The organism is Cellvibrio sp. KY-GH-1 (assembly GCF_008806975.1).
Lineage (GTDB): Bacteria > Pseudomonadota > Gammaproteobacteria > Pseudomonadales > Cellvibrionaceae > Cellvibrio.
Window position 1 is genome coordinate 4567501 of the sequence record NZ_CP031728.1, and the last position, 15726, is coordinate 4583226.

Genomic DNA, 15726 nt, shown 5'->3' on the forward strand with positions numbered 1-15726 from the left:
TGGGAAGGCTTAGACAGCTAGGAGGTTGGCTTAGAAGCAGCCACCCTTTAAAGAAAGCGTAATAGCTCACTAGTCGAGTCGGCCTGCGCGGAAGATGTAACGGGGCTAAAACTAGCAACCGAAGCTGCGGCTGCATACTTTGTATGTGGGGTAGGGGAGCGTTCTGTAAGCCGTCGAAGGTGTGTTGAGAAGCATGCTGGAGGTATCAGAAGTGCGAATGCTGACATGAGTAACGATAAAGGGGGTGAAAAACCCCCTCGCCGGAAGACCAAGGGTTCCTGTCCAACGCTAATCGGGACAGGGTTAGTCGGCCCCTAAGGCGAGGCGGAAACGCGTAGTCGATGGGAAACAGGTTAATATTCCTGTACCTCTTTTTACTGCGATGGGGGGACGGAGAAGGCTAGGCCAGCACGGCGTTGGTTGTCCGTGTTTAAGGTGGTAGGCTGAGATCTTAGGCAAATCCGGGATCTTAAGGCCGAGAACTGATGACGAGTGTTCCTCGGAACACGAAGTGGTTGATGCCATGCTTCCAAGAAAAGCCTCTAAGCTTCAGGTAAAAAGAGACCGTACTCCAAACCGACACAGGTGGTCAGGTAGAGAATACCAAGGCGCTTGAGAGAACTCGGGTGAAGGAACTAGGCAAAATGGCACCGTAACTTCGGGAGAAGGTGCACCGGTGAGGGTGAAGGACTTGCTCCGTAAGCCCATGCCGGTCGAAGATACCAGTCCCCTGCAACTGTTTATTAAAAACACAGCACTCTGCAAACACGTAAGTGGACGTATAGGGTGTGACGCCTGCCCGGTGCCGGAAGGTTAATTGATGGGGTTAGCGCAAGCGAAGCTCTTGATCGAAGCCCCGGTAAACGGCGGCCGTAACTATAACGGTCCTAAGGTAGCGAAATTCCTTGTCGGGTAAGTTCCGACCTGCACGAATGGCGTAATGATGGGGGAGCTGTCTCCACCCGAGACTCAGTGAAATTGAAATCGCGGTTAAGATGCCGTGTTCCCGCGGCTAGACGGAAAGACCCCGTGAACCTTTACTATAGCTTTGCACTGAACTTTGAACCTATCTGTGTAGGATAGGTGGGAGGCTTTGAAGTCGAGACGCTAGTTTCGATGGAGCCGTCCTTGAAATACCACCCTGGTATGTTTGAGGTTCTAACGTCGGCCCGTTATCCGGGTTACGGACAGTGTATGGTGGGTAGTTTGACTGGGGCGGTCTCCTCCCAAAGAGTAACGGAGGAGCACGAAGGTGTGCTAATCATGGTCGGAAATCATGAGGTTAGTGTAAAGGCAAAAGCACGCTTGACTGCGAGACAGACATGTCGAGCAGGTACGAAAGTAGGTCTTAGTGATCCGGTGGTTCTGTATGGAAGGGCCATCGCTCAACGGATAAAAGGTACTCCGGGGATAACAGGCTGATACCGCCCAAGAGTTCACATCGACGGCGGTGTTTGGCACCTCGATGTCGGCTCATCACATCCTGGGGCTGAAGCCGGTCCCAAGGGTATGGCTGTTCGCCATTTAAAGTGGTACGCGAGCTGGGTTTAGAACGTCGTGAGACAGTTCGGTCCCTATCTGCCGTGGGCGTTGGAGATTTGAGAAGAGTTGTTCCTAGTACGAGAGGACCGGAATGAACGCACCTCTGGTGTTCGGGTTGTCGTGCCAACGGCACTGCCCGGTAGCTATGTGCGGACGGGATAACCGCTGAAAGCATCTAAGCGGGAAGCCTCCTTCAAGATGAGATCTCCCTGGGACTTTAAGTCCCCTAAAGAGCCGTTGAAGACTACGACGTTGATAGGTTGGGTGTGGAAGCGCTGTGAGGCGTTGAGCTAACCAATACTAATTGCTCGTGCGGCTTGACCATATAACAGAATCGACTGTTAGACGGTTTAACGATTCACACAGAGAAGAAAACTCTGTTCGGACTTGTTCAGGATATACAAGCATCCAAAACACTGTAAAATATGACAAACTGGCTAATCGTTAGATAGCAAGTAGATAGATACAAAGTAAAACAGCAACGCTTTACAATCCACCACCCTATTTGAGTCAATCAAGGCTGACATAATAAATGTCATAAGACCTTCGAACTCATACAAAATTGCTTGACGACCATAGCAAGTTGGAACCACCTGATCCCATACCGAACTCAGAAGTGAAACGACTTAGCGCCGATGGTAGTGTGGGGCTTCCCCATGTGAGAGTAGGTCATCGTCAAGCTTCTAAATATAAAACGCCCGATAGATACTCTATCGGGCGTTTTTTATTTGCATCAAATTTTTGATCTTTCTCCTGCGCAAAACCGCTAGATTCTAATTTGTGGTTACACCCTTTTTGCCTTCTGATCACTGGCTTTTATTATTGAGCTCTGCTTAGATGTATTTTCTGTTCCGCACCATGGGCTCATCACGTGTTAACAATTGATCTTTCCGCTATTCAAGCTAACTGGCTCTACATTTCATCTGTTTCACAAGGGACAGCCGCAGCTGTGATAAAAGCAAATGCATACGGGTTAGGTGCCTCACGGGTTGGCCCCGCACTTTATTCCGCAGGTTGTAGAGATTTTTTTGTGGCCACTCTTGAAGAGGGGCTTTCCGCCAGAGGCTTTCTTCCTTCCGATAGTCTTATCTATGTGTTGGGTGGTCCTCGTATCTGCGAGACACAAGAATTTATCGGCGCTAAATTAATTCCTGTTCTCTGCTCGTTGTCGCAAATCAAAGATTGGGCGCAACAAAACCAAAAACAAAATTGCACATTCCCTTCTGCAGTAAAACTCAACACAGGGATGACCCGTCTTGGCTTGGATCGTTATGAGTTTAACTTTCTCTGTGAAGACGCTGATTTGATAAAAGCGATTAATCCCGTTTTACTAATGAGTCACCTTGCCTGTGCTGATGACCCCTCGCACCGATTAAACTCAGTACAACAACAGCGGTTCGCGCAAAGTGCTGCACTTATTGCAAAGATTATCCCTTCGATTCGACGAAGTCTCGCCAATTCATCGGGAATTTTTTTAGGTAGTAAATGGCATTTTGATCTGGTTAGACCTGGTGCAGCTATTTACGGAATAAATCCACAGCCCAAACAAGTTAATCCCATGATGCCGGTTGTGCGTTTGTCCTTACCGATTATTCAGGTCCGAACTTTGGACGACGATGTTACTCTTGGGTATGGGGCTGATGCCTCTCTACCAAAAGGTAAGCGAGTAGCTGTGGTTGCTGGGGGCTACGCTGATGGATTGCATAGAACGCTTGGGAAGCAGCCTGAAGGTGATTTGTGCGGATATAGAGTTCGCACAATTGGGCGTATATCTATGGATGTAACGCTCTTCGATATCTCTGACGTGTACTTGCCTAGCGACCAATTATTGGGTCAATCAATAGAAGTCATAAGTGAAAACTTCACGCTTGAATATCTGAGCAATAAAAGTCAATTGTTAGGCTACGAGGTGCTGACATCACTCGGTGGGCGCTATAAGAGGCAGTATTTATCCGAGGCGAATCATGATTGATTCACATAAGTCTGAGCTCGGAGCACTTTGGAATATCGTGACTTTGCTGGCTGATGGTGAGTTTCATTCAGGCGAGGATTTGGGTGGTATCTTAGGAGTAAGTCGTGCAGCAGTATGGAAGCATCTACAAAAACTAGAGGGGTTTGGCGTCGGCTTATCTTCAGTAAAAGGTAGAGGCTATCGTATTCAGGGGGGGCTAGATCTCCTAGATGCGGAAAAAATTAAAGCAAATTTAACCTCTAAAGAAGATCTGGATTTAAGAGTCTTTGCTCAATTGGATTCAACAAATTCTTTTCTGATGCGTGAGCAAAATCCTTCCAGAAAAATTTGTTTAGCTGAGTTTCAGTCTGCAGGGAGGGGGCGCAGAGGTCGCGTTTGGGTCAGCCCACTGGCGCAAAATATATATTGCTCAATTGGGTGGGAATTTGATGGCGGAGTAGCAGCACTGGAAGGGCTTAGCTTGGCAATAGGCGTAGCAGTTGTACGCACTTTACAAATAGCAGGCGTAAATGACGTAACACTGAAGTGGCCGAATGATGTTTTACATCAAAATAAAAAGCTCGCCGGTATTTTGATTGAGGTTATGGGTGATCCTGTCGGTTGTTGCCAGGTTGTTGTAGGAGTTGGGCTGAACGTTGCCATGCAACACAACCAAATAAATGACATTGACCAGCCATGGACGGCATTGAACTCTCTTCTAGCGAAGGAGGCAAAGTCGACCATGGAGCGAAATTATTTGGCGGCTGCAATGATCGACAATTTGATTGCGATATTAACGGATTATCATCAGACGGGTTTTGCGCGCTACCACTCTGAGTGGATGCAGAAAGCTGCGTATTTGGGGGATCGTGTTGTCTTGCGCAACGGACAGCAAACGGTGACGGGTAGGTTTTCTGGTGTTTCATCAACAGGGGCGTTGTGCCTTGAAACCGATCTCGGAGAGCAGACTTTTCATGGCGGTGAACTTTCTTTGAGGTCGTTATCGTGATTTTGGAGTTTGATCTAGGTAACTCTCGCTGTAAATGGCGATTGCGTACCGACCACGAAGTAGTGGCTCGCGGCCATTTGTTAACAGCGACGCATTTTAATGAGCTTGATATTCCCTTGGATCTGCATCGGTTAAGTATCAAAAGGGTGCTCTGCGTTAGTGTTGTCAGCGAGGCTAAGGAACGAGAAATGGTAGCGTGGTGCGAGTCTTTTTTGGGCATTACTCCTGAGTTCGCTCGCGTAGCGCCTGCATTTGGTAAAGTGGTCAATGGGTATGTAGAACCTTCTACGTTGGGGGCTGATCGCTGGGTGGGGATTGTCTGTGCCCATAATCGTTTTCATAATTCGCTAATACTTGTCTCGTTCGGGACCGCAATAACAGTGGATCTGATTTTGAGAGGTGGTCGACACCTAGGTGGCTTCATAGCTCCAGGAATTAACCTTATGCTAAGTTCTTTGGTGAACGGAACCTGTCGGGTTGCGATCGATGAATTTTTTAGCGTAGCGAGCCTACAGCCCGGCATCGCAACCAGTGGGGCAGTTCACTCTGCCGTTACTGCAATGTTAATGGGGTTAGTCGGCAATGGGATAACTCAACTTCAAAAAATGGAGCCTGAGTCGAAGATGGATATTGTTTTCACGGGAGGTGACGCAGGGAAATTCCTGTCGTTGTACCCGGAAGCTCAGTTTTTACCAGATTTGACTTTGGATGGGCTTAGTTATGTTTTCAACAATTCCAAAAATACGGAGCAATAAATGCGGGCAATATTTTTGGTGCTAGTGATTGCAAACGCTGCTTTTTTTGTTCATCAAGCATTTTTTTTGAAAGATGGTGAAGTGTTGCCGTTGGTTGATGACCGAGGTGTCGCAGAAACGAAAAATAATTTGCAATTATTATCAGAGGCCGCTGGTGAAATTGCCCCAGCAAAAAAAAATAATTTAAAGGTGACAGAAATTACGTCGAATAATAAGTCTGATGGCACTGGAGGTGGAGAGTTGTGCTCAATGATTGGTCCGTATGAGCAGTTATTGCAAGCTGAGTACGCGGTAGAACGTTTGACGGCCTTCGGCATCAGTGCTCATATAGCACCGATAGAGATTCAGGAGGGTGAGTCATTCTGGGTATATCTCAAGCCGGAAATGTCAGAGAAAGAGGCTGTTCGACGTTTATATGAGTTACAAAAGAAAAATATTGAAAGCCATATCATTACCCGGGGTGAGTTGGCCAATGGAATTTCTTTCGGGCGTTTTGCCGATTACGCTGAGGCTGAAATAAAATCGAGCGAAATAAAAGGTCACGGTTATGAAGTTGCGATAAAAGCTTTACCAAAAACAATTCTGGAGACTTGGGTGGTTCTGGATGCGGGGCTTGCTGAAAAAGTAGACGAATTGGTATGGGTGGATCTCTTAAGTAAACAATCAGGCTTAGAAAAACGACAAAATTATTGTTTAGGTGTTGCTTCTCAGTAAATGTTTCAATAGAATTCTGCCTCCACAAACAGCGGTGGTTAGAAAGCTGGCGTAGCTCAGTAGGTAGAGCAGCTGACTTGTAATCAGCCGGTCGGGGGTTCAATTCCTCTCGCCAGCTCCAATTTTAACCAGTTGTTTTGATCGTAACTCTGTGAATTTGTTAAAAAAATAGATTGACAGTTGGCGATTCAGGTCGGAAAATGCCGGCGGTTTTCGGCAGGGGTTCCCGAGTGGCCAAAGGGATCAGACTGTAAATCTGACGCGCGAGCTTCGGTGGTTCGAATCCACCCCCCTGCACCAAATTCTCTAATACAGAGAAAGGCAAAAGCAAGTGAGCTAGCAGCCAATATCTGATTAAAGCGGGTATGGTTCAATGGTAGAACCTCAGCCTTCCAAGCTGATGGCGCGGGTTCGATTCCCGCTACCCGCTCCAAACTATTAAGGTTTTAGGCTCATATAGCTCAGTTGGTAGAGCACACCCTTGGTAAGGGTGAGGTCAGCAGTTCAAATCTGCTTATGAGCTCCAAGTGCGCTGCGAGAGTTGCTCTCTCGCAGCTTTTTTATCTGTGTAAAAGTCATCTACGTCTGAGGAGGCGCTCGCAATGGCGAAGGAAAAGTTTGAACGTAACAAGCCCCACGTCAACGTGGGCACCATCGGTCACGTTGACCATGGTAAAACCACTCTGACCGCAGCTTTGACCAAAGTGTGTGCAGAGAGCTGGGGCGGTAGCTTCGTAGCTTATGACGGTATCGATAATGCACCGGAAGAAAAAGCTCGTGGTATTACCATTAACACTTCTCACGTAGAGTATGACTCTCCAACTCGCCACTACGCACACGTTGACTGCCCAGGCCACGCCGACTATGTGAAGAACATGATTACCGGTGCTGCTCAGATGGACGGTGCGATTCTGGTGTGTGGTGCGACCGATGGTCCAATGCCGCAAACCCGTGAGCACATCCTGCTGTCTCGCCAAGTGGGTGTTCCTTACATTGTGGTGTTCCTGAACAAGGCTGACCTGCTGGCTGAAGACTGCGGCGGTGTAGGCACTGACGAATACAACGAAATGCTGGAATTGGTAGAGATGGAATTGCGTGAGCTTCTGTCTACTTACGACTTCCCAGGTGACGATACTCCAATCATTGCAGGTTCTGCATTGATGGCGTTGAACGGCCAGGACGACAACGGTCTGGGTACTTCCGCTGTGCGTAAGCTGGTTGAGTCTCTGGATAGCTACATTCCAGAGCCAGTACGTGCAATCGATCAGCCATTCCTGATGCCAGTAGAAGACGTATTCTCTATCTCTGGTCGTGGTACTGTGGTAACTGGTCGTGTAGAGCGCGGCATTGTTAAAGTTGGCGAAGAGATTTCAATCGTTGGCTTGAAAGACACTCAAAAAACCACCTGTACTGGTGTTGAAATGTTCCGCAAGTTGCTCGACGAAGGTCGTGCTGGTGAGAACGTTGGTGTTCTGTTGCGCGGTACTAAGCGCGATGACGTTGAGCGTGGTCAGGTTCTGTGTAAGCCGAACTCTGTAACTCCGCACACCAAGTTTGAAGCGGAAGTGTACGTTCTGTCCAAAGAAGAAGGTGGTCGTCACACTCCATTCTTCAAGGGCTATCGTCCACAGTTCTACTTCCGTACTACTGACGTAACTGGTGCAGTAGAGTTGCCGGAAGGTGTAGAAATGGTTATGCCAGGTGACAACATCAAGATGGTTGTTACCCTGATTCACCCAATCGCGATGGAAGACGGTCTGCGTTTTGCTATCCGTGAAGGTGGTCGTACTGTTGGTGCTGGCGTTGTTGCCAAAATCATTCAGTAATTAACTTTTGTGTGGCAGCTTTATGGCTGCTGCACAAAGCTGCTTCATTTATGTTAGGCCAGTAGTTCAATTGGTAGAGCACCGGTCTCCAAAACCGGGTGTTGGGGGTTCGAGTCCCTCCTGGCCTGCCAAATTTCATGAAGGTTTCCGTGATAATGACTGCAAATACTGAAGAGAAAGTTTATCGGCTGGATGCATTAAAATGGCTTCTGGTTGCGGCTGTGGTTGCTGTTGGTGTTGTCGGAAATTCTCATTTTTCAGCTGAATCTATTCTTTATCGTGCGCTTGGCTTGATTGTGCTTGCTGCAGTTGCTGTATTTGTCGCGCTGCAAACAGCAAAAGGTTCAGCCATCGCTGATGTGGTGCGTGGCGCATTAGTTGAGTTGCGTAAGGTTGTTTGGCCTACGCGTCAGGAAACTAATCAAACAACATTAATTGTACTGGCTGTTGTTATAGTGGCCTCGATTATTTTGTGGTTGTTAGACACCCTATTTGGCTTTGTTGCTTCCAGCATCATAGGTTAAGAATTATGGCTAAACGCTGGTATGTGGTTCACGCCTACTCGGGCTATGAAAAAAAAGTTGCGTCATCATTGCGTGATCGCGTTGCGCTTTACGGTATGGAAGAGAGTTTCGGTGAAATTCTTGTTCCTACAGAAGAAGTTGTTGAAATGCGCGGTGGGCAAAAGCGTAAAAGTGAGCGTAAGTTTTTTCCTGGATATGTGTTAGTTCAAATGGAATTGAATGATGATACTTGGCATTTGGTGAAAGACACTCCGCGGGTAATGGGCTTTATTGGTGGCAAGGCTGATCAGCCTGCGCCTATTACTGAGAAAGAGGCAGAAGCAATTTTGCGTCGTGTTGACGATTCAATCGAAAAGCCTAAGCCTAAAACCATATTTGAGCCTGGTGAAATGGTTCGTGTAATTGATGGCCCATTTAATGATTTTAATGGTGTCGTTGAAGAAGTTAATTACGACAAAAATAAATTGCGAGTTGCAGTACTGATCTTTGGGCGCTCAACTCCGGTTGAATTGGAATTCGGTCAGGTAGAAAAGACCTGATAGCTAACAAGGTTTATAAGTGCCCTTCTTTGCAATGCAAAGAGGGGTTTTCGTGTCCTTGGTTTCGATCAGGGCGGGGAGCCGAAGACGTCAGGTTTTGCCAAAAACCTGATTGAGGCGCTAACACCCATAGGGGAGTAATGTCATGGCAAAAAAAGTAACCGCTTACGTTAAGCTGCAAGTTGCAGCTGGTAAAGCAAATCCAAGTCCACCAGTTGGTCCCGCATTGGGTCAGCATGGCGTGAATATTATGGAATTCTGTAAAGCGTTCAATGCCCAAACTCAGGGCATGGAAGTTGGCGCGCCTGTACCGGTAATTATCAGTGTATATAGTGATCGCAGCTTTACTTTTGTAATGAAAACACCTCCAGCATCTTTCTTATTGAAGAAGGCTGCCGGTATTACCAGTGGTAGCGGTCGTCCAAACACCAACAAGGTTGGCAAGGTAAACCGTGCGCAATTGGAAGCGATTGCTACTACAAAAATGGCAGATTTGACTGCTGCTGATATGGATGCTGCTGTGCGCACTATTGCAGGCTCTGCGCGTTCAATGGGCTTGGAAGTGGAGGGCGTATAACATGGCAAAAATCACCAAACGTCAACGTGCTATCAATGAGAAAGTTGATTCAACTAAGCAGTACTCAATTGAGGATGCTGTTGCTCTGTTGAAAGAAGTCTCTAATGTAAAATTTGCAGAAACCGTAGATGTAGCTATCAGCTTGGGTATTGACCCACGTAAATCTGATCAGTCTGTTCGCGGTGCTACCACCCTTCCTCATGGCAACGGTAAATCTGTTCGCGTTGCAGTGTTCACTCAAGGCGCAAACGCTGAAGCGGCGAAAGCTGCTGGTGCAGAGTTTGTTGGCATGGATGAGCTCGCCGCTGAAATTAAAGCTGGCAAGATGGATTTTGATGTAGTAATTGCTAGCCCCGACGCAATGCGTGTGGTTGGTCAGTTGGGTCAAGTGCTTGGTCCTCGTGGCCTGATGCCAAACCCAAAAACTGGCACAGTTACCCCAGATGTAGTGACTGCAGTAAAAAATGCTAAAGCAGGTCAAGTTCGTTTCCGTGCAGAGAAAGGCGGTATCGTTCATGGCGGGCTGGGTAAGATTTCTTTTGATGCTGTGGCTATCAAAGAAAACCTGGAAGCTTTGGTTAACGATTTGAAAAAAGCCAAGCCTGCAACTTCAAAGGGTATTTATCTGAAGAAGATTTGTTTGAGCACCACTATGGGCCCAGGTTTGGTAATCGATCAAGCATCTCTCGCAATTTAATTTGCAGATGCAAAAGAACTTTGGGGTCCGCCTGCTTTTGTAGGCGGGCTGTCAAAGACCGTAGGTGTTAAGAGTTGAGTTTTGCTCGAGACTTAATGCAATTGCCTACGCAGATGGTGAGACCCTTTTCAGTATAAAAAAGCTGAATGACATCACCAAATGATGGTTTCATTGCTTATCCTGATTTTAAATCTGGATTGCGATGGAAATTGAAGACAACGATAGATTATCTCTATCCCAACAGGAGAAATCCCGTGGCACTAGGACTTGATGGTAAGAAAGCGATTGTCGCTGAAGTCCATGAAGCTGCTAAGAGTGCGTTGTCTGCGGTGGTTGCGGATTCCCGTGGCGTAACCGTAGGTAAAATGACCGCTCTGCGCAAGCAGGCCCGTGAAGCAGGCGTTTGGATTCAAGTCGTCCGCAACACTTTGGCCCGTCGCGCTGTACAAGGCACAGCTTACGAATGTCTCATTGACACTTTCGTTGGTCCAACCTTGATCGCTTTCTCAACCGAACATCCAGGTGCGGGCGCCCGCATTCTGCAAGATTTCGCGCGTGAAAATGACAAGTTTGAATTGAAGGCTGCCGCTTTTGAAGGTGAGAAAGTAAACATCGCTATGTTGGCAACTCTGCCAACCTACGACGAAGCTGTGGCTCGCCTGCTGCGTACAATGAAAGAAGCAGCTGCTGGCAAACTGGTTCGCACCATTGCGGCCGTTCGCGACCAAAAAGAACAAGCTGCTTAATTTCGATAGCTGCTTAAATTTTTAATGATTTATGAGCGTAATGCTCTCCAAAATAGGAATTGAGTCATGTCTCTGACTAAAGAAGATATCATCAATGCCATCGCAGAAATGTCTGTTAAAGATGTAGTAGAGCTGGTTTCTGCAATGGAAGAAAAATTCGGTGTTAGCGCTGCTGCTGCTGTTGCTGTTGCTGCAGGTCCAGCTGCTGCTGCCGTAGAAGAGCAAACCGAATTCACCGTAATGTTGTCCTCTGCTGGCGACAAGAAAGTAAACGTAATTAAAGCTGTTCGCGAATTGACTGGTCTGGGCTTGAAAGAAGCTAAAGACTTGGTTGAAGCAGCACCAAAAGCAGTTAAAGAAGGTGTTTCTAAAGCTGACGCAGAAGCTGCAAAAGCAAAACTGGAAGAAGCTGGCGCTATCGTAGAATTGAAATAATTTTACGTCTGGTGCTTTCCAGGGTCCATTTTAGTTTGGACACAAGGCTGGTGGGTTTTTTACCCGCCAGCCTTTTTCTGTTTTCAGAGTAATTAACTGAAAAATGCCCATAGGGAATTTGTCAGCAGGTAATTTTTGCTGAGTGATGCGGGAAGCAATTATCGTAATGAAATGTTACGAACAATCGAACACATTGTTGAGTTAGTGGTTTTACACAAAGAAGCGCTCAGGCGTTTTCATGGCTGCGATCAAGCCCGATCCGCGAACAAGCTGGGGAATACAGATGGCTTACTCATATACTGAGAAAAAACGTATCCGCAAGGATTTTGGCAAACTGCCTCACGTAATGGATGTACCTTACCTCTTGGCGATTCAGTTAGATTCCTACAGAAAGTTTACCCAGGCAGAGACTGCACCTAATAAGCGTGACGATATGGGGTTGCACGCTGCTTTCCGTTCCGTTTTTCCAATTGTCAGTTACTCAGGTAATGCTGCGCTTGAATACGTAAGTTACAACCTGGGTAAAGCCGCATTTGATGTAAACGAATGTATTTTGCGTGGTGCTACCTACGCTGTTCCCCTGCGCGTTAAAGTGCGCTTGATTATTTATGATCGTGAGTCTTCTAACAAAGCGATCAAAGACATTAAAGAACAAGAAGTCTACATGGGCGAAATTCCGCTCATGACTGATAACGGTACGTTTGTTATCAACGGTACTGAGCGCGTCATTGTTTCTCAGCTGCACCGTTCTCCTGGCGTGTTTTTTGACCACGACAAGGGCAAAACGCATTCATCAGGCAAGCTGCTTTATTCCGCACGTATTATTCCTTACCGTGGTTCTTGGTTGGATTTTGAGTTTGATCCAAAAGATTTGCTGTATGTGCGTATCGACCGTCGTCGCAAGTTACCGGCGACTATTTTGTTGCGCGCGTTGGGCTTTAGCTCGCAAGAAATGCTGGGCATGTTCTTCGAGACCAGCAGCTTTACCTTGGGTAAAGATGGCCAGTTCAGTTACGAAGTGGTTCCATCGCGTCTGCGCGGTGATGTGGCTACATTCGATATTAAAGACGACAAAGGCAATATCATTGTTGAAGAAGGGCGTCGTATCACTGCACGTCATATTCGTCAGTTGGAAAAAGCTGGCGTTGATCAAATGGACGTTCCTTCTGAATATCTGTTGGGCCGTTCATTGGCGAAAGATATTGTTGATACCCGCACTGGTGAATTGCTGTTTGAATGCAACACCGAAATTACTGCGGATGTATTGAATAAAATTGCTGCGGCTGGCGTTGAAAAAGTAGAAACGTTGTATACCAACGAGCTGGATTGTGGCCCATTTATCTCTGAAACCTTGCGGGTTGATCCAACCCGCACGGCGCTGGAAGCGTTGGTGGAAATTTACCGCATGATGCGTCCTGGCGAGCCGCCAACCAAAGAGTCTGCTGAAGCGCTGTTCCAGAACCTGTTCTTCTCGCAAGAGCGTTACGACTTGTCTGCAGTAGGTCGTATGAAGTTCAACCGTCGTCTTGGTCGCGAAGCGGAAACCGGTGAAGGCACTTTGTCTAACGACGACATCGTTGATGTTATGAAGACGTTGATTTCTATCCGTAACGGTAAAGGCGTTGTGGATGATATCGATCACTTGGGTAACCGTCGTGTTCGCTCTGTGGGTGAAATGGCAGAAAACCAATTCCGCGTTGGTTTGGTTCGTGTAGAGCGCGCAGTGAAAGAGCGTTTGTCCATGGCGGAAAGCGAAGGTTTGATGCCACAGGATTTGATTAACGCCAAACCGGTTGCTGCTGCAGTGAAAGAATTTTTCGGTTCTTCACAATTGTCCCAGTTCATGGACCAAAACAACCCGCTTTCTGAAATTACGCACAAGCGTCGTGTTTCTGCACTTGGCCCAGGTGGTTTGACTCGCGAACGCGCAGGCTTTGAGGTGCGTGACGTACACCCGACTCACTATGGTCGTGTATGTCCAATTGAAACGCCAGAAGGTCCAAACATTGGTTTGATCAACTCTCTGGCAACCTATGCGCGCACTAACAATTACGGTTTCCTGGAGAGCCCGTACCGTAAAGTGATTGACGGCAAGGTAACTAGCGAAATCGATTTCTTATCAGCGATTAATGAATCCGAATATGTGATTGCACAGGCATCTGCAACTCTGGATGAACAAGGCAATCTGACAGAAGAGTTGGTATCTGTTCGTCATTTAAACGAATTTGCCCTCAAGCCTGCGGCTGAAGTTCAGTATATGGATGTATCTGCACGCCAGGTTGTATCGGTTGCGGCGTCATTGATTCCGTTCCTTGAGCACGACGATGCTAACCGTGCATTGATGGGATCAAACATGCAGCGCCAAGCTGTTCCAACTCTGCGTTCGCAAAAGCCGCTGGTTGGTACTGGTATGGAGCGCAATGTTGCTGCTGACTCAGGTGTGTGCGTTGTTGCCAAGCGTGGTGGCGTGATCGATAGCGTCGACGCTGGTCGTATCGTAGTAAAAGTTCACGATGCAGAAGTGCAGGCTGGCGATGCCGGTGTGGATATTTACAACCTGATCAAATACACCCGTTCTAACCAAAACACCTGTATTAACCAACGTCCAATCGTAAGCATGGGTGATGTGGTTTCTCGCGGTGACATCCTGGCTGATGGTCCATCGGTAGATATGGGTGAATTAGCGCTTGGCCAAAACATGCGTATCGCATTTATGCCGTGGAATGGTTACAACTTCGAAGACTCGATTCTGGTTTCCGAGCGTGTTGTACAGGAAGACCGCTTCACCACTATCCACATCCAGGAATTAACCTGTATCGCGCGCGACACTAAGTTGGGCAGCGAAGAAATCACAGCCGATATTCCAAACGTGGGTGAAAGTGCCCTGAGCAAACTGGATGAGTCCGGTATTGTTTACATCGGTGCTGAAGTGGTTGGTGGCGATATCCTGGTTGGCAAGGTAACGCCAAAAGGCGAAACCCAATTGACGCCGGAAGAAAAATTGCTGCGTGCAATTTTCGGTGAAAAAGCTTCTGACGTTAAAGATACTTCCCTGCGTGTGCCTTCAAGCACCAAAGGTACTGTTATCGATGTTCAGGTATTTACTCGCGATGGTCTGGAAAAAGATCAGCGCAGCCTGGAAATTGAAAAAGCACAGTTGGATGAAGTGCGTAAAGATCTCAACGAAGAATATCGTATCGTTGAAACCGCTACCTTTGAGCGTCTGCGTTCTGCATTGGTAGGCCAAATTGTTGCATCAGGCAAAAACGTGAAGAAAGGCGAAGCCATGACTCACGACATCCTGAATGGTCTTGAGAAAGACCAGTGGTTCAAGCTTCGTATGAACGAAGAAGCACTGAACGAGCAGATTGATCGTGCTGAAGAGCAGTTGGCTGAACGTCGCAAGATTCTGGACGAGCGTTTTGAAGATAAGAAACGCAAGTTGTCTACTGGCGATGACCTGGCTCCTGGCGTTCTCAAAATCGTTAAAGTGTATTTGGCAATCAAGCGTCGTATCCAGCCTGGCGACAAGATGGCAGGTCGTCACGGTAACAAAGGGGTTATCTCGGTCATTATGCCGATCGAAGATATGCCTTATGACGAAAATGGTGAGACCGTTGATATCGTACTCAACCCGCTCGGTGTACCTTCACGTATGAACGTGGGTCAGGTGTTGGAAATGCACTTGGGTATGGCCGCGAAAGGTTTGGGTGTGAAAATCAACAAGCTGGTGCAAGAGCAAAAAGCGATTGCTGATGTTCGCGCCTTCCTTGAAGACATTTACAACAAGACCGGCGATGTTGCTGCGAAAGAAGATCTGGCGTCATTCTCTGATAAAGAGATCTTGGATCTGGCTAAAAACCTGATTGACGGTGTACCGATGGCGACGCCAGTATTTGATGGTGCGAAAGAGCATGAAATCAAATCCCTGTTGCGTTTGGCTGGCTTGTCCGATTCAGGTCAAACCATTCTTTATGATGGACGTACCGGTGACCAGTTCACCCGTCCGGTAACCGTTGGCTACATGTACATGCTGAAGTTGAACCACTTGGTCGACGACAAGATGCACGCCCGTTCAACCGGTTCGTACAGTCTGGTTACCCAGCAGCCATTGGGTGGTAAAGCGCAGTTTGGTGGTCAGCGTTTCGGTGAGATGGAAGTGTGGGCACTGGAAGCATACGGTGCAGCCTACACCTTGCAAGAAATGCTTACAGTTAAGTCGGATGACGTTGCCGGTCGTACCAAGATGTATAAAAACATCGTTGATGGCGACCATCGTATGGAGCCGGGCATGCCCGAATCCTTCAACGTATTGGTCAAGGAAATCCGCTCTCTGGGTATCAATATCGAGCTGGAGCAAGAAGATTAATGCTTGCCCGTTGCCAGCTCTCCGGAGCTGGCATTAACCCGG

At 47.5% G+C, this 15726-nt stretch carries 12 protein-coding genes, 5 tRNA genes and 2 rRNA genes (1 of these 19 only partly in view); all 19 read left to right on the top strand.

Features of this window, described 5'->3' with window-relative positions; genetic code table 11:
• Positions 1-1867: ribosomal RNA gene (locus D0C16_RS19250) — 23S ribosomal RNA — on the top strand (it extends 1020 nt beyond the left edge of the window).
• A gap of 240 nt (positions 1868-2107) precedes the next feature.
• A 5S ribosomal RNA gene (gene rrf, locus D0C16_RS19255) occupies positions 2108-2223 on the top strand.
• Positions 2224-2413: 190 nt separating this feature from the next.
• On the top strand, positions 2414-3514 hold the full coding sequence (alr, locus tag D0C16_RS19260) for an alanine racemase (RefSeq protein WP_191968556.1): 1101 nt from the start codon (positions 2414-2416) through the stop codon (positions 3512-3514).
• A complete protein-coding gene (gene birA / locus D0C16_RS19265) occupies positions 3507-4502 on the top strand; it encodes a bifunctional biotin--[acetyl-CoA-carboxylase] ligase/biotin operon repressor BirA (RefSeq protein WP_151033855.1) in 996 nt (331 codons plus the stop codon). Before alr ends, birA begins: the two co-directional genes overlap by 8 nt.
• Entirely contained in the window at positions 4499-5257 is a 759-nt protein-coding gene (locus D0C16_RS19270; RefSeq protein WP_191968557.1) for a type III pantothenate kinase, read from the top strand. The genes birA and D0C16_RS19270 overlap by 4 nt, the downstream gene beginning before the upstream one ends.
• Positions 5258-5971 carry a hypothetical protein gene (locus tag D0C16_RS19275; RefSeq protein WP_151033857.1) on the top strand — a complete coding sequence of 238 codons (714 nt, stop codon included), beginning with the start codon at positions 5258-5260 and terminating at the stop codon, positions 5969-5971. It begins immediately after the preceding gene.
• A 45-nt stretch (positions 5972-6016) separates the two neighbouring features.
• Positions 6017-6092 (top strand) — tRNA-Thr (locus D0C16_RS19280).
• 95 nt (positions 6093-6187) lie between these two features.
• Positions 6188-6271: transfer RNA gene (locus D0C16_RS19285), tRNA-Tyr, on the top strand.
• Between the two features lie 59 nt (positions 6272-6330).
• Positions 6331-6404: transfer RNA gene (locus tag D0C16_RS19290), tRNA-Gly, on the top strand.
• A 17-nt stretch (positions 6405-6421) separates the two neighbouring features.
• A tRNA-Thr gene (locus D0C16_RS19295) sits at positions 6422-6497 on the top strand.
• A 76-nt stretch (positions 6498-6573) separates the two neighbouring features.
• The gene (tuf, locus tag D0C16_RS19300) at positions 6574-7797 is read left to right on the top strand and encodes an elongation factor Tu (protein WP_151033858.1); all 1224 of its coding nucleotides are present in this window, start codon (positions 6574-6576) and stop codon (positions 7795-7797) included.
• A gap of 55 nt (positions 7798-7852) precedes the next feature.
• Positions 7853-7928, top strand: a tRNA-Trp gene (locus tag D0C16_RS19305).
• Between the two features lie 24 nt (positions 7929-7952).
• On the top strand, positions 7953-8321 hold the full coding sequence (gene secE / locus D0C16_RS19310) for a preprotein translocase subunit SecE (protein WP_151033859.1): 369 nt from the start codon (positions 7953-7955) through the stop codon (positions 8319-8321).
• A gap of 5 nt (positions 8322-8326) precedes the next feature.
• The gene (gene nusG / locus D0C16_RS19315) at positions 8327-8860 is read left to right on the top strand and encodes a transcription termination/antitermination protein NusG (RefSeq protein WP_151033860.1); all 534 of its coding nucleotides are present in this window, start codon (positions 8327-8329) and stop codon (positions 8858-8860) included.
• 145 nt (positions 8861-9005) lie between these two features.
• The gene (gene rplK / locus D0C16_RS19320; protein WP_151033861.1) at positions 9006-9437 is read left to right on the top strand and encodes a 50S ribosomal protein L11; all 432 of its coding nucleotides are present in this window, start codon (positions 9006-9008) and stop codon (positions 9435-9437) included.
• Between the two features lies 1 nt (position 9438).
• Positions 9439-10134 carry a 50S ribosomal protein L1 gene (rplA, locus tag D0C16_RS19325; RefSeq protein ID WP_151033862.1) on the top strand — a complete coding sequence of 232 codons (696 nt, stop codon included), beginning with the start codon at positions 9439-9441 and terminating at the stop codon, positions 10132-10134.
• A 254-nt stretch (positions 10135-10388) separates the two neighbouring features.
• The gene (rplJ, locus tag D0C16_RS19330) at positions 10389-10880 is read left to right on the top strand and encodes a 50S ribosomal protein L10 (protein ID WP_151033863.1); all 492 of its coding nucleotides are present in this window, start codon (positions 10389-10391) and stop codon (positions 10878-10880) included.
• Positions 10881-10946: 66 nt separating this feature from the next.
• A complete protein-coding gene (rplL, locus tag D0C16_RS19335) occupies positions 10947-11315 on the top strand; it encodes a 50S ribosomal protein L7/L12 (protein WP_151033864.1) in 369 nt (122 codons plus the stop codon).
• 283 nt (positions 11316-11598) lie between these two features.
• Positions 11599-15684, top strand: a complete 4086-nt coding sequence (gene rpoB / locus D0C16_RS19340; RefSeq protein ID WP_151033865.1) for a DNA-directed RNA polymerase subunit beta — start codon at positions 11599-11601, stop codon at positions 15682-15684.
• Positions 15685-15726 lie beyond the last annotated feature (42 nt).

What these genes read in the sequence shown, in the direction of transcription:
- birA (WP_151033855.1), top strand. Translation starts at nt 3,507, where the DNA reads ATGATTGATTCACATAAGTCTGAGCTCGGAGCACTTTGGAATATCGTG.
- D0C16_RS19275 (WP_151033857.1), top strand. Translation starts at nt 5,258, where the DNA reads ATGCGGGCAATATTTTTGGTGCTAGTGATTGCAAACGCTGCTTTTTTT.
- tuf (WP_151033858.1), top strand. Translation starts at nt 6,574, where the DNA reads ATGGCGAAGGAAAAGTTTGAACGTAACAAGCCCCACGTCAACGTGGGC.
- secE (WP_151033859.1), top strand. Translation starts at nt 7,953, where the DNA reads ATGACTGCAAATACTGAAGAGAAAGTTTATCGGCTGGATGCATTAAAA.
- nusG (WP_151033860.1), top strand. Translation starts at nt 8,327, where the DNA reads ATGGCTAAACGCTGGTATGTGGTTCACGCCTACTCGGGCTATGAAAAA.
- rplK (WP_151033861.1), top strand. Translation starts at nt 9,006, where the DNA reads ATGGCAAAAAAAGTAACCGCTTACGTTAAGCTGCAAGTTGCAGCTGGT.
- rplA (WP_151033862.1), top strand. Translation starts at nt 9,439, where the DNA reads ATGGCAAAAATCACCAAACGTCAACGTGCTATCAATGAGAAAGTTGAT.
- rplL (WP_151033864.1), top strand. Translation starts at nt 10,947, where the DNA reads ATGTCTCTGACTAAAGAAGATATCATCAATGCCATCGCAGAAATGTCT.
- rpoB (WP_151033865.1), top strand. Translation starts at nt 11,599, where the DNA reads ATGGCTTACTCATATACTGAGAAAAAACGTATCCGCAAGGATTTTGGC.